Source organism: Streptomyces nodosus (assembly GCF_008704995.1).
GTDB lineage: Bacteria > Actinomycetota > Actinomycetes > Streptomycetales > Streptomycetaceae > Streptomyces > Streptomyces nodosus.
On the sequence record NZ_CP023747.1, the window covers coordinates 2,980,515 to 3,000,668 of the forward strand.

Sequence of the window (20,154 nt, forward strand, 5' to 3'; positions counted from 1 at the left end):
GCCGGGTCAGAAGAGCTTGCCCGGGTTGAGGATGCCCAGCGGGTCGAAGGCCGCTTTGACCGCCCGCTGCATCTCCACGCCCACCGGGCCGATCTCCCGCGCCAGCCACTCCTTCTTCAGGACTCCCACGCCGTGCTCGCCGGTGATGGTGCCGCCGAGTTCCAGACCGAGGGCCATGATCTCGTCGAAGGACTCCCGGGCGCGGCGGGACTCCTCGGGGTCCTGTGCGTCGAAGCAGACGGTCGGATGGGTGTTGCCGTCGCCCGCGTGCGCGCAGACCCCGATGGTGAGCCGGTGCGTCCCGGCGATCCGCTCGATCCCCTCGAGCAGTTCGCCGAGCCGGGAACGGGGCACACAGACGTCGTCGATCATCGTGGTGCCCTTCACGGTCTCCAGCGCGGGCAGGGACAACCGCCGTGCCTGGAGGAGCAGTTCGGACTCGGCGGTGTCCTCGGCCGGTACCACCTGGGTGGCGCCCGCGGCCTCGCACAGCGCGCCGACCTCGGCGAGGTCGGCGGCCGGGTCCGGGGTGTCGAAGGCGGCGAGGAGCAGAGCCCGGGTGCTCTCCGGCAGGCCCATGTGCGCCAGGTCGTTGACGGCCTTGACGGTGGTGTTGTCCATCAGTTCGAGGAGGGAGGGCACATGACGGCCCTTCATGATCCGGCACACCGCGTCGCAGGCGTCGGCCGCGGAGGCGAACTCGGCCGCCAGCACCAGTTGCCGGGGCGGCTTCGGGCGCAGGGCGAGGATCGCCCGGACCACGATGCCGAGCGAGCCCTCGGAGCCCACGAAGAGCCGGGTGAGGTCATAGCCGGCGACGCCCTTGGCCGTGCGGCGGCCGGTGGACAGCAGGCGTCCGTCGGCCAGGACGACATCGAGTCCGAGGACGTACTCGGCCGTCACCCCGTACTTGACGCAGCACAGGCCGCCGGAGGCGGTGCCGATGTTGCCGCCGATGGTGCAGCTCTCCCAGCTGGAGGGATCCGGCGGGTAGCACAGTCCGTGGTCGCCGACCGCGCGGGAGAGCGTGGCGTTGACGACGCCGGGTTCCACCACGGCGATCCGGTCGACCGGGTTGATCTCCAGGATCCGGTCCATCCTGGTCAGGGAGAGCACGATGCAGCCGTCGGAGGCGTTGGCGGCGCCCGACAGTCCGGTGCGGGCGCCCTGCGGGACGACCGGGACGCGCAGCTCGGTGGCCGTCCGCATGATGTGCTGGACCTGTTCGACGGTGCGCGGCAGCACCACCACGGCCGGGGCGCCGGCCGCGCAGAAGCTCGCCATGTCGTTGGCGTAGGAGGCCGTGACGTCCGGGTCGGTCAGTACGGCCTCGGCGGGCAGTCCGGCCCGCAGACGGTCGAGGAGGTTGCCGGTGAGGTCGTCGCGCGGGGCTTCGATACGGCTCATGATCACAGCGTTGCACCGGGGAGCCCCGGTGTGAACCCCGGCCGCGCGGGCCGCCGCCGCACCGGTGACATGCCTCGGCCCCACGGGTCAGGATCCGTGGGGCCGTGCCCGGGCGGTACGGCGGCGGGTGCGTGCCGCCGCCGTACCGGCGGGTGTCACAGGTTGCCGCGCTTCTCCTGCTCCCGCTCGATCGCCTCGAACAGAGCCTTGAAGTTGCCCTTGCCGAAGCCCATGGAACCATGGCGCTCGATGATCTCGAAGAAGACCGTCGGCCGGTCCTGGACGGGCTTGGTGAAGATCTGCAGCAGATAGCCGTCCTCGTCGCGGTCCGCGAGGATCTTCAGCTCGCGCAGGGTGTCGATGGGCACCCGGGTGTCGCCCACCCATTCGCCGAGGGTGTCGTAGTACGAGTCCGGGGTGTCGAGGAACTGCACCCCGGCCGCCTTCATCGTCCGTACCGTGCGCACGATGTCGTTGGTGTTGAGCGCGATGTGCTGGACGCCGGGTCCGCCGTAGAACTCCAGATACTCGTCGATCTGGGACTTCTTCTTGGCGACGGCGGGCTCGTTGATCGGGAACTTGACCTTGAGGGTGCCGTCCGCGACCACCTTGGACATCAGCGCGCTGTACTCGGTCGCGATGTCGTCGCCCACGAACTCCTTCATGTTCGTGAAGCCCATGACCTTGTTGTAGAACTCCACCCACTCGTTCATATGACCGAGGTCGACATTGCCGACGCAGTGGTCGATCGCCTGGAAGGTGCGCTGCGCGGGCGGCTCGACGATCGGGTCGGCGGCGGCGTAGCCGGGCAGGTACGGGCCGTCGTACCCGCCGCGCTCGACCAGGGTGTGACGGGTCTCGCCGTAGGTGGCGATGGCGGCCAGGACGACGACTCCGTGCTCGTCCTTGACCTCGTGGGGCTCCGTGATCGAGCGGGCGCCGTGCTCGATGGCGTAGGCGTACGCGGCGCGGGCGTCCGGGACCTCGATGGCGAGGTCGACGACGCCGTCGCCGTGCTCGGCCACATGCCGGGTGAGGAACTCGCCCCAGGGGGTGGCGGGCTTGATGACGGAGGTGAGGACGAACCGCGCCGAGCCGTTCTCGAGCACGTACGAGGCGGTCTCACGGCTGCCGTTCTCCGGTCCGGAGTAGGCGACGAGCCGCATGCCGAAGGCGGTCGAGTAGTAGTGCGCGGCCTGCTTGGCGTTGCCCACGGCGAAGACGACCGCGTCCATACCCTTCACCGGGAAGGGGTCGGCCTCGCGCGCGGTGTCGGGGGTGTGGTGTGTGGTCTGCGTCATAGCGGCAGCCTCACCTCTGCTCGCAAGGTGCGCAATAGTTTGCGTATCGGCTGGACAATCTGCCCAGTGAGCGCCGGGCCTCTCCGGGCGTTCTGTACATGATGACCATCTTGGAGCCCGCCATGGCGATCGATCATCTGGACGCCCGACTCATTCTGCTGCTGGCCCGGGAGCCGCGCATCGGGGTGCTGGAGATGTCCCGGCGGCTCGGGGTCGCGCGTGGCACCGCCCAGGCACGCCTGGACCGGCTCCGGTCCAATGGGGTGATCCGCGGATTCGGCCCTCAGGTGGACCCGGCCGCGCTCGGCTACCCGGTGACCGCCTTCGCGACGCTGGAGATCCGGCAGGGCCAAGGGCCGGATGTACGGGCCCACTTGGCGGGCGTGCCGGAGGTCCTGGAACTGCACACCACCACCGGCGGAGGGGACATGCTCTGCCGTCTGGTGGCTCGCTCGAATGCCGATCTTCAACGTGTGATCGACCGGGTTGTCGGTTTTGATGGCATCGTCCGAGCCTCCACCGCGATCGTCATGGAGAACCCCGTTCCGCTGCGGATCATCCCGCTGGTGGAGCAGGCGGCGGAGGACCGGGACAGGACCTAGGTACCCCGGTCGGCCGGGACGAGGGCCGGCGGATGCGCTTCCGGGCCCCTCGGACGGCCGGCGGCCGGTCCCCGGGAGGCGTGGCACCGGCACCACCGGAGGAGAGGCCGACGTGACGACAGCGCAGCTGATGGAGCGGGAGGAGCGGACGCGGCCCGGGACGCCGGCCCCGCCGGACCCCTCACGGCCGCGGCTCACCTGGCGGCGGCTGACCGTGCTGCCCCTGGCGCTGACGGTGGCGCTCCTGGCGACCCTGCTGTGGTTCCGCCACGCGCGTCTGGACCCGGACGCGGAGGACGCGCTGGCGCGCCTGAGGGTCTCCAGGGTGCTGTGGCAGCACATCGAACTGACCGCGCTCGCCACCCTGCTGGTGGCGGCCGTCACGCTCCCGCTGGGCGTGCTGCTCACCCGCGGGGTGCTGCGCCGGTTCACGCCCGCGGCGAGCACGCTCGCCGAGCTGGGCCGGACCGCTCCGGTTTTCGCGCTTCCGGCACTGCCGGCGCTCCGGCCGGGCACCGACCGCACGACGGTGCTGACCGGTCTCGTCGTCTGTGCGGCCCTGCCCGTGCTGTCGAGCACGGTCGCGGGCCTTGCGGCACAGGGCCCTGCGTTCCGGGAGGCCGCCCGTGACCTCGGCATGTCCCCGCTGAGCCGGCTGACCCGGGTGGAACTGCCCCTGGCGGTGCCGCTGATCCTCGCGGGCGTCCGGACGGCCCTGGTGCTGAACGCCGGCACGGCGACCCTGGTAGTCCTCGGCGGCCAGCGCGGCCTGGGTGCGCTGATCACCACCGGGGTCACCCATCGGTGCGTACCGGCGCTGCTCCTCGGCTCGGTCCTGACCGCCGCGGTGGCGCTGCTGGCCGACTGGCTGGCCTCGGTGGCGGAGGCGCTGCTACGACCGCGGGCGGCCACGGGCATCTGACGGGGGGTCCGGGACCTCGGGCAGTTCCAAAGACTTAGTTCCAAAGACTTGGTTGCAAAGAAAGCGTTGCAACGGTTCCTTTGCATGGCTATCCTCGATGCCATGACCGAGCCCCAGGACCCACAGGTCCGCAGTCTCGACGCCCGCTCGCTGCGCGGGCTCGCGCATCCGCTGCGGATGCGGCTGCACGACGCCCTGCGCTTCGGCGGACCCGCCACCGCTTCCCAACTCGCCCAGAAGCTGGGCGAGTCGAGCGGGGCGACCAGCTACCACCTGCGTCAGCTCGCCGCTTATGGCTTCGTGGAGGACGCCCCGGAGCACGGCAAGGGCCGGGAGCGATGGTGGCGGGCGGTCCACCGGGGTCTGCGCTTCGACGACTCCCTCCTCGACGACGCCAGCCCCGAGGTGCGCGGCGCCGCCGACCTCTACCTCCACGAGGTGGCGACCACCCGGTCCCGCGATCTGTCGACCTGGCTGGGCAACCGTGACACCTGGCCGCAGGAATGGGGCCGCGTCAGCGACATGAGCAGCGCGACGCTACGACTGACACCGGAGCTCACCGGCGAACTCGTCCGGAAGATGCACGCCCTCGTCGACGAGTACCGCGATCTCGCCGGCGAGGCCGACCCGGGGACCGCACAGGTCCGGATCCACACGGACGTCTTCCCTCTCACCACGGACTGAAAGGCACCGCCGATGCACCCCGAGACCCATCTCGTGCTGCACCACAACCGCGCCGCCGAACTCCAGGCCCAGGCCGACGCCCACCGGCTCGCCATCGGGGCCAGGCACCCCCGCGATCTGCGGAAACGCCTCGGCTGGACCCTGGTCGAGGTCGGACTGCGCCTCGCCTCGGAGCCCCGGCCTGCCACGGTCTAGGTTCCGTCCGGCCCTACGCGTCAGGCCTGACGACAGGGCCCGGGGCGAAACACGCCCTAGCAGTGCCCTAGCAGCTCGGTACCAAGCCCTTGCCGTTCTCCAGGGCGACCAGTGCGTCGACCGCGTTGTTCAGGGTGGTCACCGGGATCAGGCGGAGCCCCTTCGGGAGTTCCGCCTTGGCGTCGGCGCACTCCGCCCTCGGGACCAGGAAGACCGTCGCGCCGTCACGGCGGGCGGCCTGTGTCTTGAGGGCGACGCCCCCGACCGGGCCGACCTTGCCGGCCGCGTCGATCGTGCCCGTACCGGCGACGGTACGGCCGCCCGTCAGATCGCCACCGCTGCCGTCGCCGTCCAGTTTGTCGATGATCCCCAGGGTGAACAGCAGGCCCGCGCTGGGTCCGCCCACATCCGCGAGCTTCAGTGAGACCGTGACCTTCTTGTCGCCGAGACGGAGGTACTTCAGCGCCGCCTGGGTCGCCGCGTCCTGGGACTGCCTCATCTGCTCGGAGTTGTGCCGCTCGATCTCCTTGAGGCTGTTGCCGCTCGGGTAGACCGAGTCGCGCGGCAGCACCGCACGGTCCGTACGGAACCAGCCGTGGATCACATCGGCGAGCGAGACGTCCGTGTCGGGGCTCGTCGCCTCGATGGTGGTCATCCTCAGCTGGCCGGCCGTGCTGCGGGTGGGCGCCCCGCTGATCGTGATCACGGGGGCGCCCCGGTTCGCGCCGAGCACATTGGCCGTCATCCCGGGCTGCGCCACGGTGAAGGGCAGCGGTGCGAACACCGCCGTGGCGAGCAGGGCCACGACGGGCAGGGCACTGAGGGCGACAGCCTGGGGACGCGAGAGACGAGAGAACACGGAATCAATCTAACGCGGTGCCGCCGTCGGGCCGGGTCCCGGTCGGTTTCTGCACGGAACCCGCCCGGCGCCGCGGCCCGCCGCGGGTCGGTCAGCGCAACGCCTCCGCCACCTCCCGGGCCGCGTCCACCACCCGCGCCCCGACCCGCTCCGGCACCGAGTCCGACAGCATCACGACGCCCACACTGCCCTCGACCCCGGTCACCCCGAGCAGCGGGGCGGCCGCGCCGCTGGCGCCGGCCTCCAGTTCCCCGTGCGTCAGCGTGTAGCCGGGGTCGGTGACCGGCTGCTGCCGGGCGGCGAGGATCGCCCGGCCCGCGGCCCCCCGGTCGAGCGGATGCCGGAAGCCGGCCCGGTACGCGACGTGATAGTCGGTCCAGGTCGGCTCGACCACGGCCACGGCCAGCGCGTCCGCCCCGTCGACCAGGGTGAGATGCGCGGTCGCCCCTATGTCCTCGGCGAGGGCGCGCAGCGCGGGCAGCGCGGCCTCGCGCACCAGCGGATGGACCTGGCGGCCGAGGCCCAGCACCCCGAGCCCGACCCGGGCGCGACCTCCCAGATCGCGCCGGACCAGCGAGTGCTGCTCCAGGGTCGCCAGCAACCGGTACACCACGGTCCGGTTGACGCCCAGTCTGAGGGACAGTTCGGTGACGGTCAGCCCATGGTCCGTGTCGGCCAGCAGCTTGAGGACCCTCAGGCCCCGGTCGAGCGTCTGGGAGGTCTCCGCGGTCACGACGCCCACTCCTTAGTGGTGAGGTCGGCGGGCCCCCTGGCTGCGGACACGTCGTCGAGTCCCGTCGGCGACGCGTTTCAGAGGCCGCCGATCGGCTGGCGGCGCGGGGTTCCCGGCCTCAGTCGCTTCAACGGCTGCGCTCCGGGGCGGCTCTGCCACGGGGCGTGTGCGTAGCGGGACAGTAGCGAAGCCAGTTCGCTCAGCGGAAGGCTCCGTCCAGAATCCGATCAACGACCTGCGCATAGTGATTGGTTTTGGGTCGATACATACCGCTCGCCCACCAGGTCGGATCGATATGAGCGACACCTCGGGACAGCGACGGCACCGGTCCGGCATCAGCCCGACACCGGTCGCGGACGCCGGATGTCAGCGCATCCGTGTGGCCCACTCCTGGACCTTGGCGATCCGCTGGCGCAGCTGGCCGGCGGTGCACTCGGCGCTCGGCGGGCCGCCGCACACACGCCGCAGCTCGGTGTGGATCACACCGTGCGGCTTGCCGCTCTGATGGGAGTAGGCACCGACCATGGTGTTGAGCTGCTTGCGCAGTTCCAGCAGCTCCTTGTGGCTGACCACGGGCCGCCGTTCCGCGGGCAGTTCGAGCAGATCGGCGTCCGCGTCCGGCTTTTTACGGCTGTGCGCGATCTGCCGGGCCTGCCTCTTCTGGAGCAGCATCTGCACCTGTTCGGGCTCGAGCAGGCCCGGAATGCCCAGATAGTCCTGCTCCTCGGCGCTACCCGGGTGGGCCTGCATCCCGAACTCGGCGCCGTTGTACATGACCCGGTCGAAGACGGCGTCGGACTCCAGCGCCTCGAACGGCAGCATGTCCTGCTCGCCGGTGTCCTCGTCCTGCTCCTGGTTGGCCTCCTCCATCTCCTTCTCGGACTCGGCGTACGGGTCCTCCTCGCCCTCCTTCTTCGGCCGGTCGAGGACGTGGTCGCGCTCGACCTCCATCTCGTTGGCGAAGGTGAGCAGGTCGGGGACGGTCGGCAGGAAGACGGAGGCGGTCTCGCCGCGGCGCCTGGACCGTACGAAACGGCCGACGGCCTGGGCGAAGAACAGCGGGGTGGAGATGGTGGTGGCGTACACCCCGACGGCGAGCCGGGGCACGTCGACGCCCTCGGACACCATTCGCACCGCGACCATCCAGCGGTCGTCGTTGCCGCTGAACTCGTCGATACGGCCCGAGGCGCCGGAGTCGTCCGACAGGACCAGGGTCGCCTTGTGTCCGGTGATCTCGCGGATGAGCTTGGCGTACGCCCGCGCCGAGTCCTGGTCGGTGGCGATGACCAGGGCACCGGCGTCCGGGACGGCCTTGCGGACCTCCGTCAGCCGCTGGTCGGCGGCGCGCAGCACGCTGGGCATCCAGTCGCCGCGCGGATCGAGCGCGGTGCGCCAGGCCTGGCTGACGGCGTCCTTGGTCATGGGCTCGCCGAGCCGGGCCTCGATCTCGTCGCCCGCCTTGGTGCGCCAGCGCATGTTGCCGCTGTAGGAGAGGAAGATCACCGGCCGCACCACCCCGTCGGCGAGGGCGGACCCGTAACCGTAGGTGTAGTCGGCGGCGGACCGCCGGATCCCGTCGTCCCCCTCCTCGTACGCGACGAAGGGGATGGGGTTGGTGTCGGACCGGAACGGCGTACCGGTCAGGGCGAGCCGGCGGGTGGCCGGCTCGAACGCCTCCAGACAGGCCTCGCCCCAGGACTTGGAGTCACCGGCGTGGTGGATCTCGTCGAGGATCACCAGGGTCTTGCGCTGCTCGACCCGGTTACGGTGCAGCATGGGCCGGACGCCGACGCCCGCGTAGGTGACGGCGACACCGTGGTAGTCCCGGCTGAGCGGGCCCGCGCTGTACTCGGGGTCCAGTCTGATCCCGATCCGGGCCGCCGCCTCCGCCCACTGCTTCTTCAGATGCTCGGTCGGCGCGACCACGGTCACCTGCTGGACGACATGGTGGTGCAGCAGCCAGGACGCCAGGGTCAGCGCGAAGGTCGTCTTGCCGGCGCCGGGCGTCGCCACGGCGAGGAAGTCGCGCGGCTGCTCCTGGACGTACTTCTCCAACGCCCCCTGCTGCCAGGCACGCAGCTTGCTGGCGGTGCCCCAGGGGGCGCGGCCGGGGAAGGCGGGAGAGAGATGATGCGAGGAGGAAGCGGCGGTGGTAGTCACGGTCTCCGGTTCGGGGGGTGAGCGGCTCGGCTACGTATGACAACCGGGCCACCCTATCGGCGCCCCGCCCTCACCCGACCGCCGACCGGACCGGGGGGCGGCGGGTGGGAGCCACGTCACAGGAGAGCGCGTGGAATCAGCGCGCGAACTCAGGCAACCGGGCCGCGATCTTGGGCACATCCAGGGCACCCTGACACACGTCCAGGACGAATCGCTCGGCCTCGTCCACATCGAAGCCGGAGTCGAGCGGATGCCCGTTCATATGCAGAAAGACCCAGGTCGCGTACCAGGCGATGCGCTTGTTTCCGTCGACGAGGGCATGGTTGCGGGCCAGGGACTCCATCAGCGCCGCGGCCTTCTGCCAGACGTCCGGATAGGCGTCCTGCCCGAAGACGCTCGACCGGGGGCGCGCCAGCGCCGAGTCCAGAAGCCCGAAGTCGCGAACCTCGTCCGCACCGAGCCGCTGCGCAAGGTTCAGCAGCTCGGGAAGCGTGAGGTGATACATCAGGCCAGCCTTCGGTTCAGCTCGGCGCTGGCCTGCAGCACATGCTCCGCCGCCTCGTTGAACAGCCTCGCGTGCTCGTTTATGGCCGCGATCACGGCCTCGTGTGCGAAGGCCTGCATGCTGCGCCCTTCCGCCGCCGCACGCTCGCGCAGCGCGTCGAGCTCTTCGTCCGTGAAACGCACATTCAGTCCAGCCATGCCTCGACGGTACTACGTGGTACCGCGCGGTGTCACCGAATATCCGCCCGCACCCGCCTCGCCACCCACGCCCCCACCAGCGCCACCCCCGCCATCGGCAGGAACACGGCGGCGAAGGCGGCGGGGTGCACGCCGGAAGCGCCGGTCGCCGTGTCCGTCGTCACCGCCGTAGTGCCTCCGCCCAGGGCCGCGAAGGCCGCGCCGGTCGCCGCGAGCAGGACGACGTTGGCCAGGCCGTCGGAGATCTGGAGGGCGGCGGAGTTGGCGCCGGCCTCCTCCGGGGCGGAGAGCTTGAGCAGCAGAACGCTGCTGGAGGAGATCACCAGGCCCATGCCGAAGCAGCCGAAGGCCCAGGCGACGGCGACGATCCACACGGGCACGGCGTGGATCAGCACACTGGGCGCGGTGGTGATCGCGGCCGCGACCAGCACCATCCCGCCGGTCATCAGCCGCTCCCGGTGCGGCTCGATGCGCGGCCGGGACTGCACCCAGGAGCCCAGCGCCCAGGTCCCCCCGCCCGCCGCCAGGGAGAACCCGGCCAGCGTCGGCGACAGCCCCCGCTGGGTCACCAGCATCAGCGGCACGAACGACTCGGCGACGATGAAGGAACCCGCGGCCACCCCGCGCAGCAGCACGACCGACGGGAGCCCGCGCGCCGCCCGGTAGGTGCCCCGCGGCAGCAGTCCGAGCACCGCGGGAACCAGCAGGGCGCCCCCGACGGCACCCGGGACGAGCGAGAACCACCGCAGGTCCTGGGCCGCGTACTGGAGGAGCCCGGCCCCGAGGGAGATCCCCAGGGCGAGCCGGAGGCGCCGCCGGTCGGAGGGGGCCACCGCGCCCTCGTCCACGGGGCCGGCCGCCCGCCGCCGGATCTGCGGCAGCGCGAGCGCCAGCGGAAGCACGACCAGCACCGGGATCCCGGTGAACACCCAGCGCCAGCCCAGGTGTTCCGTCACCGCGCCGGCGGCCAGCGGGCCGACCACCGAGGGGACCACCCAGCTCGCCGCGAACGCCGCCATGATCGCCGGGCGCAGCCGCTCGGGGTAGGCCCGGCCCACCACCACATACAGGGCGACGATCACCAGCCCGCCGCCGAACCCCTGCACGGCCCGGCCCAGGATGAACAGCCACATCGACCCGGCCGTCCCGGACAGCAGCAGCCCCGCCGCGAAGACGGCGATCCCGGAGGTCAGCGAACCGAGCGGACCGCGCCGGTCCGACCACTGCCCGGCGAGCACCATGCCGAACAGGCTGGTCGTGAAGTACCCGGAGAACGCGAAGGCGTACAGGGAGACCCCGTCCAGCTCCCGCGCCGCGACCGGCATCGCGGTGCCCACGGCGGTCGCCTCGAAGGCGATCAGCAGCACGACGGAGACGATGCCGATGCTCAGCGCCCGATAGGACCGGCCCAGCACACCGGCGGTGTCGTCCACGGAGACGGAAGGTGCGGGGGCGACGACGTCGGTGTCGTGGGGTTCCAGGGCTGCCATGCAGGTCAGGGTAAGGGTCTCGGCGGCGTTTGGCTCCTGTCGGAAGACGGTGATCGCGTGCGACCTTGGTCCTACGACGCGCCGTTCATGAACGGCGTATGGCAGTCCCGTTGCGGCCCCGGCGATCCCCTTGAGCCCCCTGTGCACCCGGCCGTACGGTCCTTACGTCAGGTCGGAACGAGTGAGCCGTGCCGCACCTGATCTTGGCCGTGTGCCCGAGTGGTTCAGGGGCCCGCCTGCAAAGCGGGTTACGTGGGTTCGAATCCCGCCACGGCCTCCAAACGCGCCACCGCACCACCACGGCCGGGTACCTACGCGTACAGCGGGTCGATCGTTGTAGGGGCGGTGGCGGTGAGGTGTTCGTAGGCCTCGGTCAGGGCGTGGTCCGTGTCGAGGGTCTTCTCGCGGTGGACCAGCCAGACCGTGAAGGCCAGGGTGGAGAGGTCCGCGTGGAGCGGGCGCAGCAGTGACTCGGGCTCGCTCCAGCACAGGAGCGCGCCGGTGGTGCCGTCGACGAGCAGGCTGGTGTCCTCGAGGAGATGGCCGAGGCGTATCAGACGGTCCGCGCCCTCGGGGAGTTCGTCCGCGGTGAAGACGTCCTCGTCCGTGTAGTACTCCGTCAGAGTGGGCAGAGGTACATCCGTGTCCAGCTCGTACCAGTACCCGTGTTCGGGCAGCCCCGTGTCGCGCAGGAAGCGGCGGGTCGGCTCGTGGGTGAGGGCGGCGGGGAAGTCGATGTCCTCGAAGTGCACCACGGCCGCGGAACCGAACTCCTCGTCCAGCAGCCGCGGGGGCAGGGCGAGCGCGAGGCCCTCGGCGGGGCGGGCGATCCGGGCCATGGGGCGGAGCAGCGCGGCCATCCGTCGGTACGGCAGCGAGTCCTGCGCGGCTTCGGCTCCGAACACCGAGGCCAGCCAACGGGAGACCTCCGTCACCGCCTGGGACGCCGGCCGCCCGGACGCCTCCGCTCGCGCGCTGTGCTCCCCCCTCCTCAACCGGGCGTGGGACGCGCACCGCAGCAGTGGCGCCAGGGAGGGAGCGAGCGGCGAGAAGTCCATCAGGCCGGGGTTGCACGGGTGGACATAGGTCGGGACCGCGCCGGTGGTGCCGTCCAGCACCAGGGACTGCAGATCGCGGTCGACGGTGCGCAGGGCCCCCATGACCAGTTGCTCCCGCAGCACCGCGGCGAGCTTTCCGGCCTCGGCCACCAGCTCGGCGATCCGTCGCAGCGCCGGCCGCCCGCGCAGGGTGCCGAACCACGGCGGGGCGCCCGGGGGTGAGAGCCCCGGTCCCGTGCGCAGATGCCGCGTCTCGGTGTGTGTGCCGTACGGATCGAGGCCCGTCGTGGTCAGTGTGATCACACCGCCGGTGTTCGTCGTGTCCATTGATTCCCCCGTGTGGTTCGTCCCCGGAACGTCTCTCTCAGAAAGGACGCTTCCAGCCGTCGAACGGCTCTCCCGGATGCCAAGAACTTTACGCCGCCCCACTGACAACTCCCCGATACTTTCGGGGTCCAAGAGGTGAAATGAGCCACGCGGGGCGCCATGACGAACGCCCGACGGCGGCATCGGCACCCGGCGCCGGCACGAACGCCCGGGGCGGCGCGGTCGCCGGCGCCGGGCGCGGGTCGGGGAAGAACGGCCGGGGTTTCACGGTCCCCCGGACGTGAGGAGGACGGGAGCGGCGGCGGCGCCGAGGCCGCCGCCGGTCACTGAGCGGTCACCGCCGCCTGGGGGCGGATCGGCAGCCGGTTGACCGTGCGGCCCGTCGCCGCGCGCACCGCGGAGGCGACGGCCGCCGGGGAGGTCACCACGGGCACCGCGCTGACCGACTTGGCCCCGAAGGGCGCGACCACATCGCGTTCCTCGATCAGCTTCACGATCCGGATGTCCGGTGCGTCCAGGGCCGTCGGAAGGGAGTAGCCCGTCAGATCGGGGTGCCGGACCAGGCCGCGGGCCGTGCGCAGGTTCTCCGTGAGGGCGATGCCCACGCCCTGGGTGACGCCCGCCTCCAGCCGGGCGGCGAGCTGCGCCGGGTTCAGCACCCGGCCGACGTCCTGGGCGAGCGCCAGCTCCACCACCCGTACCGAGCCCAGCTCGACGTCCACGTCCACCACGGCGCGGATCGCGCAGAACGCGAGCCCCACGAAGGCGTCGCCCTGGCCCGCCTCGTTCAGCGGCTCCGTCGGGTGCGGGCGGCACTGGGCCGTGGCCCACAGCTCCTTGCCGCGCAACTCCTCGGTGACCGTGGTCGACAGGACCCCGTCATAGGAGGTGATCTTGCCGTCGGTGATCTGGAGCAGCTCGGTGGACATCCCGAACTTGTGGGCCAGGGGCTGCAGCAGCTGGGTGCGGACCATCTTGGCGGCGCGTTCCACCGCGCCGCCCGAGACCCAGGTGTGCCGGCCCCGGCAGCCGGCGCCCGCCGACGGCTGGTCCGTGTCGACGGAGGCGACCTGCACCTCGTCGATGCCGAGGGTCTCCTGGACGATCTGGCGGGCCAGCGTGGTGAAGCCCTGGCCGGTCTCGACCGCCGCGCACAGCACGGTCGCCACCCCGTCCTGCACCTTCACCGTGGCCGTGGAGACCTCGTCCGCGCCCTCCGCGCCCAGCATGTGCACCATGCCGACGCCATAGCCGACCCCGCGGCGCACCGCACCGGGATCGCCCGCGCCCTCGGGGCCGCCCGGCAGCAGCCAGTCGTCCTCGGGGGTGTCCTTGGGCAGCGGGGGCAGCGGGTGGTCCCGTACGGCCTCGAGCAGTTCGGCCACCGGCGCCGGGCAGGTCACCGTCTGGCCCGTCGGCAGCACATCACCCGTGGCCATGGCATTGCGCAGCCGCAGCTCCGCCGGGTCGAGGCCGAGCTTCTTGGCGAGCTTGTCCATCTGGGCCTCGTACGCGGCGCACACCTGCATCGCGCCCTCGCCGCGCACATGCCCGGACGGCGGGTTGTTGGTGCGTACGGCCCAGCCCTCGATGAAGGCGTTGGGGACGACATACGGGCCGCAGGCGAAGGAGACCGCGGCGGCCAGCGCGTCCGAGGAGGTGTCCGCGTAGGCGCCGGCGTCCAGCAGGATCTGCGCCTCGACCTTCACCAGCTTGCCCTCGGCGTCCGCGTGGTGGCGGTAGCGCAGCAGGGTGGGGTGGCGGTGGACATGCCCCAGGAACGACTCCTCGCGGGTCGCGGTCAGCTTGACCGGGCAGCCGGTCTTCAGGGCGAGCAGTCCGAGCGGCAGCTGGAAGCCCTGGTCCTCCCGGTCGGCGGTGGCGCCGGGCACCCCGGTGACGACGACCTTCACCCGCTCGGGTTCGAGGCCGTAGACCGCGGCGGCCCGGTCGCGGTCGCTGTGCGGGTCGGTGGAGGCGAGGTACAGCTCGACCCCGCCGTCGGGCCGGGGCACGGCGAGGCCGGCCTCCGCGCCGATCGGGGCGGGGTCCTGGCGGCCGATGCGGTACTGGCCCTCGACGACGACCTCGCCGATCACGGCCGGATCGCCGTGGCTCAGCGGGATGTGACGGATCAGATTGCCGTCGGGGTGCAGCGGCTCGGCCTCGAACGCCTGCTCAGGATCGATCACCGGGTCGAGCACCTCGTACTCGACGATGACCGCGGCGGCGGCCATCCGCGCGGTGTCGGGGTGGTCGGCGGCGACGGCCGCGATCGGCTCCCCGTGGTGGCGTACCACCTCGGAGGCGAACACCGGCCGGTCCACCGAGCCACGGCCGTGGAGCGCTCCGTCGGACACGTCCTCATGGGTGACGACGGCCCGGACGCCGGGCATCTTCAGTGCGTGGCCGGTGTCGATGGACAGGATGCGCGCATGGGGGTGCGGCGAGCGCAGCACGGCGGCCCACAGCAGGCCCTCGGCCCACAGGTCGGCCGCGTACGGGAAGGTGCCCTCGGTCTTGGCGCGGGTGTCGGTGGACGGGAGGGAGGCGCCCAGACCGTGCGGCAGCGGATCGGGGGCGGGTGCGTCCACCGCGGTGGTCATGGTGGCGGCTTCATTGCTCACGCCTGGCCTCCGTCCTGGCCGTACGGGTGCTCGTTCGGGGGCGCGTCATCGAACGCGGAGGGGTGGACACCGCCCGATCCGGGGCCCGCCTGGTGCGGGATGCGGGCCTCCTCGGCGTCGAGCGCCACCTCGGCCTCGGCGTGTGCCTCGCGTTCGGCGACGACCTCCTTGACGGCCTCGATCACGCTCTGATAGCCGGAGCAGCGGCACAGATTGCCGCACAGCGCCTGCCGGGTCTCCAGCGTGGTGGGCGCGGGGTTGCCCTCCAGCAGGTCGTGCAGGGTCATCGCGATCCCGGGGACGCAGAAGCCGCACTGCACCGCACCGCACCGGGCGAGCGCCCGCTGGACGTCCGAGGGCTGTCCGTCGGCCGCGAGGCCCTCGACCGTGCGCACCTCGCTGCTCGCGGCGGTGGCGGCGGGCACCAGGCAGGACGCGACGAGCCGGCCATCGACCTGGACGTTGCAGGCGCCGCACTCGCCCTGCGAGCAGCCGTCCTTGGCGCCCGCGAGGCCGAGCCGCTCGCGCAGCACGTACAGCAGTGACTCGCCGATCCATGCGTCGGTGACGGGCCGGTCGGCGCCGTTCACGCGCAGCACGTACGAGGCGAGGGGGTGGTCGTCGTGCGGGGACGCGGCCCCCGGTTCGTGCTCGGGGCCGGGCTCCGGGTCCGGTGCGTCGGCGGCCTCGGCGGCCGGTTCGGCCGCCGCCTGCCCCGGCGCCGTCGGAGCCTCGGGTACGGCGACGGGTGCGGGCCCGGGTGCCGCCATGGGCTCAGGCCCCGCGAGGAGCGCCGGCTCGGGCTGCGGCGCGGACGCGTGTTCGTGGGGCTGCGCACCGTCCTGCGGCTGGGCCGGCCGGGGCTCGTGCCGAGCGTCCTGCGCGAAACCCTGCTGCGGGGCCGGCATGGGCTCATGGCCGTCCTGCGACCGGGCAGGCGCGGCGTCGTGGTGAACGCCCTGGGCGAGACCCTGTGCGTGAGCCGCCGCGGGATCGTGTCCGAGCCGGCCGCCGTCGTGCGGCGGAAGCGGCGCGGCCTCCTGGTGGACACCCTGCGCAAAGCCCTGCTGCCCGGCCGGTGCGGGGTCGTAGCCGCCCTGCGCGGCAGCCTGCCCATGAGCCGGGGCGGGCTCGTGCCCGGGCCCCTGTGCATGGTCCTGCCGTCGGGCCTGCGCGGGGTCGTGCCCCATGCCCTGCGAAAAGCCCTGCCCCGGAACGCCGTCGGGCATCTCGACGGCCCCAGAAGCCTCCTGGGCGGCCTCCGGCGCCTCGGGACCTCCGGGGACCCCACCGTGCACCGCTCCGTCCTCGTAGGGCGCGTCCGACGGCTCTCCGGGGACCTCGGCGGGCAGATCCCCGGGGGTCTCCGCCGCGTCCGGCCACGGCTGTCCCACCGTGCTCGCCGCCCAGGGCGCGGCCGCGCCGCCGGGCAGGGTCGCGGGCGGGGTGCCGCCCCACTGCTCGACGAGCGAGGAGGTGCTGAACTCACCGGATTCGTCGGGCAGATCACCGCCCGCCACCGGGATCGACCACTCGCCGGTGACATCGCGTCCCGGCGCGGGCGCCTCCTGCGGTGCCGCGGGCGCCGCGGGCTCCTCGTACTGCTCGTACCCCGCGTAGTGCCACGGTCCGGCCGTGCCGGGGTGGTATGTGAACCGGTCCCCGGCCCCCTGGTCCGGTCCGGCGGCGGGGTCGGGCCACTGCACGCCCTCGGCCGGGGTGTCCCAACTGCCGGCGGCCGCCTGGTCGATGGGCGTGCCGGCGGCGGGGGTGAAGGAGGGGGGCACATAGCTGTGGCCCGGTGCGGCCAGCGGGCTGTCGGCGGCGAGCAGGGCGTCGATACCGCCCTCGGGGAGCTGGACGAAGGCGGTGGCGCCGTCGTCGTACTCCCCCGGCAGTCGTTCCCAGGAGCCCTGGGCCCCCCGGTCGGGGCCGCCCTCCCCGTGCTGGTCGTCGGTCACGACAGCGCCCTCCCCAGTGCTCGCCGGGCCAGCGCGGCGACGGTGCGCCGCAGATGCAGTACGGCGGGCGGAAGCTGCTGGGCGCTGCCGTCCTCCGCCGGTTCCGGATCGGGGATGCAGGCCGCGGCGACGTACTCGCCGAAGGCCGTGAGCGCCTCCGGGACGATCGCGCGGTTGTTGTCCCAGTCGATCAGCCGGGCGACCCACTGCTCGGCCTCCAGGGGGCGCAGCGGCAGCGGTGCTATGGCGCCGACGGCGCAGCGCACCCCGCGCCGGGCCGGGTCCAGGACGAGCGCCACGGAGGCGACGGCCCGCCCGGGGCCGGTACGCCCGGTCGCCTTCACGAAGACCTGGGGGGCGTGCAGCAGCGGCACCCGCACGTAGCCGATGAGCTCCCCGGAGCGCAACATGTCCACCCCGGCCAGCAGATGCGAGACCGGGATCTCCCGGCGGGCCGCGTTCGGGCCCGCGATGATCAGGGTGGCCTCCAGGGCGGCCAGCACCGGGAGCGCGTCGCCGGTGGGCGCGGCCGAGGCGATGTTGCCGCCCAGGGTGCCCGCGTTGCGGATGTGCGGTGGTCCGGCCGCGCGCGCCGCCGCCGCGAGGGCGGGGATCAGCGCGGCGAAGTCGGGGCGCCCCATGCGGGCATGAGTGAGGCCGGCGCCGAGCAGCGCATGGCCGTCCTGGTACTGCCACCCCCGGATCTCGCTGATCCGGCCGAGCCCGACCAGCGCGGCGGGCCGCAGCTGACCGGAGTTGACCGCGGCCATGAGATCGGTGCCGCCCGCCACGGGAACGGCCGCCGGCATGGCGGCGAGGGCCGCCACAGCCTCGTCCAGCGAGGCGGGCAACGTCACGGCGTGCGCCGCCTGCGGTGCCTGCGTGGTCAAACCGGCTGCCCCTTCCCGCTGCCCCACCTGGTCCCCACCTGTGGCTCCGTACGGTACGTGCTGACAGGGCGGACGTGGCAACTCTGGCACATCTTTCACGTCCCACGACGCGGGGGTCCGCTAGGAGACTTTCACCCCCTGGCCGGAGAGATGGACCGTTTTGCCACCGGATGGCCGACGAGGGCGCGTTACCGCTCATCGGCCTCCCCTGTCCTGTTTTCTTCCACGGCATCACGTTTCCAGGAGAGGGGCGCCTCGGCCGCTCCTCGGGGACCGCCTCACACGTTCGGGGGCGCACCCTCGATCGGGCGTCCGAGCACACCGGGCCGGCGCTGCCACGGCCGTGGCCCCGTGGGCGGCCGGTAGGCCACCCCCTGGGCGTCCAGGCGCCGGTAATGGGCGGTCATCCGCCGCTCGAAGTCGGTGAAGTCGCGGTCCGCGGGGGCCGGCAGGGCGCTCCAGGCGATCTCGGCGAAGGCCGCGAGCCGGGGGAACGCCTGGTAGTCGACCCGGGCGCGGTCCTCCATGGCCTCGGTCCACACATTGGCCTGGGTGCCCAGCACATGGCGCGCCTGCTCCCCGGTGAGCTGCGGGGGAACGGGATCGAAACGGTAGATGTCCTCCAGGGTGCGCACATAGCCGATGGGCACCGGCTCGTCCGCGCCGCCGTCCTGACGGTGGTCCAGGTACACCTGCTGCTCGGGGCACATCACCACGTCGTGCCCGGCCCGTGCGGCACCGACCCCGCCGGCGTATCCGCGCCAGGAGGACACCGCGGCGCCCTCCGCGAGGCCGCCCTCGAGGATCTCGTCCCAGCCGATGAGCCGCCGGCCGCGGGCGGTGAGCCAGGCGTCGAAGTGCCGGACGAACCACGACTGGAGGCCGTCCTCGTCGGCCAGCCCCAGTTCCTTGATGCGGGCCTGGGCGGCCGGGGAGGCGCGCCACTGGTCCTTGCGGCACTCGTCGCCGCCGACATGGACGAACGTCGAGGGGAACAGCTCCAGGACCTCCTCGAACACCCCCTCGTAGAAGCGCAGGGTGCGGTCGGTGGGGGCGAGCACGTTCGGGGAGATCCCCCAGTCGTCCCAGACCGTCAGGGAGGCCGTGTCGACGACATCGGAGTTGCCGAGTTCGGGATACGCGGCGATGGCCGCCTGACTGTGCCCGGGGATGTCGATCTCGGGGACCACGGTGATATGCCGCTCGGCCGCGTACGCCACGATCTCGCGGATGTCGTCCTGGGTGTAGAAACCGCCGTGCGGCTTCTCCTCCCACAACGGTGAGGCCCGGTGGCCGAATCGGGTGCGCGCCCGCCAGGAACCGACCTCGGTGAGCCTCGGACTGCGCCGGATCTCCAGTCGCCAGCCCTGGTCGTCGGTGAGGTGGAAGTGGAAGACGTTGAGTTTATGAGTGGCCATCAGATCCAGATAGCGCAGAACGCCGTCGGTGGGCATGAAGTGCCGGGCGACATCGAGCATCAGTCCGCGCCAGCGGAAGCGCGGCGCGTCCTCGATGATCTGCTGCGGAATTCCCCGGGCGGTACCGGGGCGTACGGGGGCCCTCCGGAAGGCGTCGGGGCCGAGGAGTTGACGGAGCGTCTGGGCACCCCAGAAAACTCCGGCCGCGTCGCCGCCCCGGATCTCGACCCCCCGGCCGGGCAGCGCGCTCAGCCGGTAGGCCTCCGGCTCCAGGGTGTCGTCCAGACACAGCCGTACGGCATTGCGGCTGTCCTCGGGGCCGGGCGGAAACGGCAGGCCGAGGGCCGGTCCGAGGGTGGAGCGCAGCCAGCGTTCGGTGGTGCCCGTGCCGGGCTCGGAGCACAGCACGGTGTCCCGGTCGAGCGGGACGTGGTGGTTCAGGGGACCCTCGACGGCGCGGGGCGCCGGAATCAGTTCCGTCACGTCGTTCCCTCAGCTTTCCGCCCGGCCGCGGGACCGGGCGTCGCGGTACGAACACCAATACGCATACGAGCAGGAGTACCCACCGGATCAGCGCGGACCACCGGCGCGGAATCGGCCCCGCGGCACCCCGGGAACGGCCCGCGCAAAACCCGCTGCCGCCGGATCGTGAAGGCCGCCGAGAAAGCAGCCGGGAAGGCGGCCGGGAAAACGATCGGGGACGGGACCGGCGATCCCGGGGCGGTGGGCCGCGCAGGGCCGTCGGAGGTGTGCGCGAGGAAGACCGTCACGGAAGAAGACGGAGATCGTCACCACCTCCACGGGCACCGTCCGGGCGA

17 protein-coding genes and 1 tRNA gene are annotated in these 20,154 nt (G+C 72.3%); 5 read left to right on the plus strand and 13 right to left on the minus strand.

Annotated features, from left to right (window positions below):
• Positions 1–6: 6 nt before the first annotated feature.
• Together CP978_RS13535 and hppD are read right to left on the minus strand one after the other, a co-directional pair.
• Entirely contained in the window at positions 7–1,413 is a 1,407-nt protein-coding gene (locus tag CP978_RS13535) for an FAD-binding oxidoreductase (RefSeq protein ID WP_043440615.1), read from the minus strand.
• Positions 1,414–1,562: 149 nt separating this feature from the next.
• The gene (gene hppD, locus CP978_RS13540; RefSeq protein WP_043440617.1) at positions 1,563–2,708 is read right to left on the minus strand and encodes a 4-hydroxyphenylpyruvate dioxygenase; all 1,146 of its coding nucleotides are present in this window, start codon (positions 2,706–2,708) and stop codon (positions 1,563–1,565) included.
• A 122-nt stretch (positions 2,709–2,830) separates the two neighbouring features.
• On the opposite strand from hppD, the gene CP978_RS13545 reads away from it, so the two are divergent.
• The 4 genes from CP978_RS13545 (at position 2,831) to CP978_RS13560 (ending at position 5,111) form a co-directional block, all read left to right on the plus strand.
• Entirely contained in the window at positions 2,831–3,310 is a 480-nt protein-coding gene (locus tag CP978_RS13545) for an Lrp/AsnC family transcriptional regulator (protein WP_043448545.1), read from the plus strand.
• 112 nt (positions 3,311–3,422) lie between these two features.
• Positions 3,423–4,232, plus strand: a complete 810-nt coding sequence (locus CP978_RS13550; RefSeq protein ID WP_043440618.1) for an ABC transporter permease — start codon at positions 3,423–3,425, stop codon at positions 4,230–4,232.
• Positions 4,233–4,334: 102 nt separating this feature from the next.
• The gene (locus CP978_RS13555; RefSeq protein WP_043448549.1) at positions 4,335–4,916 is read left to right on the plus strand and encodes a winged helix-turn-helix domain-containing protein; all 582 of its coding nucleotides are present in this window, start codon (positions 4,335–4,337) and stop codon (positions 4,914–4,916) included.
• Between the two features lie 12 nt (positions 4,917–4,928).
• A complete protein-coding gene (locus tag CP978_RS13560; RefSeq protein ID WP_043440619.1) occupies positions 4,929–5,111 on the plus strand; it encodes a hypothetical protein in 183 nt (60 codons plus the stop codon).
• A gap of 67 nt (positions 5,112–5,178) precedes the next feature.
• Here CP978_RS13560 and CP978_RS13565 read toward each other — a convergent pair whose 3' ends face one another.
• From CP978_RS13565 to CP978_RS13590, 6 genes are all read right to left on the minus strand, one after another.
• Entirely contained in the window at positions 5,179–5,970 is a 792-nt protein-coding gene (locus CP978_RS13565; RefSeq protein ID WP_043440622.1) for a S16 family serine protease, read from the minus strand.
• Positions 5,971–6,061: 91 nt separating this feature from the next.
• A complete protein-coding gene (locus tag CP978_RS13570) occupies positions 6,062–6,703 on the minus strand; it encodes an IclR family transcriptional regulator (protein ID WP_043440625.1) in 642 nt (213 codons plus the stop codon).
• 366 nt (positions 6,704–7,069) lie between these two features.
• A complete protein-coding gene (locus CP978_RS13575; protein ID WP_043440627.1) occupies positions 7,070–8,863 on the minus strand; it encodes a DEAD/DEAH box helicase in 1,794 nt (597 codons plus the stop codon).
• Positions 8,864–8,999: 136 nt separating this feature from the next.
• Positions 9,000–9,368 (minus strand): type II toxin-antitoxin system death-on-curing family toxin, encoded by a 369-nt coding sequence (locus tag CP978_RS13580; protein WP_043440629.1) that lies wholly within the window; start codon positions 9,366–9,368, stop codon positions 9,000–9,002.
• Entirely contained in the window at positions 9,368–9,565 is a 198-nt protein-coding gene (locus CP978_RS13585; RefSeq protein WP_043440632.1) for a hypothetical protein, read from the minus strand. Before CP978_RS13585 ends, CP978_RS13580 begins: the two co-directional genes overlap by 1 nt.
• A 32-nt stretch (positions 9,566–9,597) precedes the next feature.
• Positions 9,598–11,055: an MFS transporter gene (locus CP978_RS13590; RefSeq protein ID WP_043440634.1), complete on the minus strand. Its 1,458-nt coding sequence runs from the start codon at positions 11,053–11,055 to the stop codon at positions 9,598–9,600.
• Positions 11,056–11,260: 205 nt separating this feature from the next.
• On the opposite strand from CP978_RS13590, the gene CP978_RS13595 reads away from it, so the two are divergent.
• Positions 11,261–11,335: transfer RNA gene (locus CP978_RS13595), tRNA-Cys, on the plus strand.
• 31 nt (positions 11,336–11,366) lie between these two features.
• Here CP978_RS13595 and CP978_RS13600 read toward each other — a convergent pair.
• The 5 genes from CP978_RS13600 to CP978_RS13620 form a co-directional block, all read right to left on the minus strand.
• Positions 11,367–12,440 carry an SUKH-4 family immunity protein gene (locus CP978_RS13600; protein ID WP_052454104.1) on the minus strand — a complete coding sequence of 358 codons (1,074 nt, stop codon included), beginning with the start codon at positions 12,438–12,440 and terminating at the stop codon, positions 11,367–11,369.
• A 323-nt stretch (positions 12,441–12,763) separates the two neighbouring features.
• A complete protein-coding gene (locus tag CP978_RS13605; protein ID WP_043440637.1) occupies positions 12,764–15,067 on the minus strand; it encodes a xanthine dehydrogenase family protein molybdopterin-binding subunit in 2,304 nt (767 codons plus the stop codon).
• Positions 15,064–17,028, minus strand: a complete 1,965-nt coding sequence (locus tag CP978_RS13610) for a 2Fe-2S iron-sulfur cluster-binding protein (RefSeq protein ID WP_043440639.1) — start codon at positions 17,026–17,028, stop codon at positions 15,064–15,066. Before CP978_RS13610 ends, CP978_RS13605 begins: the two co-directional genes overlap by 4 nt.
• Positions 17,025–17,918 (minus strand): FAD binding domain-containing protein, encoded by an 894-nt coding sequence (locus CP978_RS13615; protein ID WP_043440641.1) that lies wholly within the window; start codon positions 17,916–17,918, stop codon positions 17,025–17,027. The genes CP978_RS13610 and CP978_RS13615 overlap by 4 nt, the downstream gene beginning before the upstream one ends.
• A 278-nt stretch (positions 17,919–18,196) precedes the next feature.
• Positions 18,197–19,819, minus strand: a complete 1,623-nt coding sequence (locus CP978_RS13620; RefSeq protein ID WP_043440643.1) for a beta-N-acetylhexosaminidase — start codon at positions 19,817–19,819, stop codon at positions 18,197–18,199.
• Positions 19,820–20,154 lie beyond the last annotated feature (335 nt).